Origin of the sequence: Enterobacter sp. Acro-832, assembly GCF_011752745.1 — a bacterium.
Classification (GTDB): domain Bacteria; phylum Pseudomonadota; class Gammaproteobacteria; order Enterobacterales; family Enterobacteriaceae; genus Enterobacter; species Enterobacter quasiroggenkampii.
In genome coordinates this window covers 1-336 of the sequence record NZ_VWWX01000026.1, presented here as the reverse complement: position 1 = coordinate 336, position 336 = coordinate 1, and the positions used below count along the sequence as shown (strand labels likewise).

Below are 336 nucleotides of genomic sequence, written 5' to 3'. Positions count from 1 at the left end.
GAAGTTTTCTTGGGTTCGCAGTAAAAGATGGTGGAGCTATGCGGGATCGAACCGCAGACCTCCTGCGTGCAAAGCAGGCGCTCTCCCAGCTGAGCTATAGCCCCATCGTTTTGCAATCTCTGTACCGGTAATTTTTCCTGAGACAAGGCGTGGTAACGCGAAGCATACATCAGTATGTGAGCGTTGCCGCAACGCAGTATCAGGGAAAATTTGGTAGGCCTGAGTGGACTTGAACCACCGACCTCACCCTTATCAGGGGTGCGCTCTAACCACCTGAGCTACAAGCCTGCAGAGATTTTTACTGCTGTTTTTTCATCAGACAATCTGTGTGAGCAC

At 50.9% G+C, this 336-nt stretch carries 2 tRNA genes; both read right to left on the bottom strand.

Annotated elements, in window-relative coordinates:
• Positions 1–28: 28 nt before the first annotated feature.
• Positions 29–104: transfer RNA gene (locus F3J31_RS23260), tRNA-Ala, on the bottom strand.
• Between the two features lie 107 nt (positions 105–211).
• A tRNA-Ile gene (locus F3J31_RS23255) sits at positions 212–288 on the bottom strand.
• Positions 289–336: the final 48 nt, after the last annotated feature.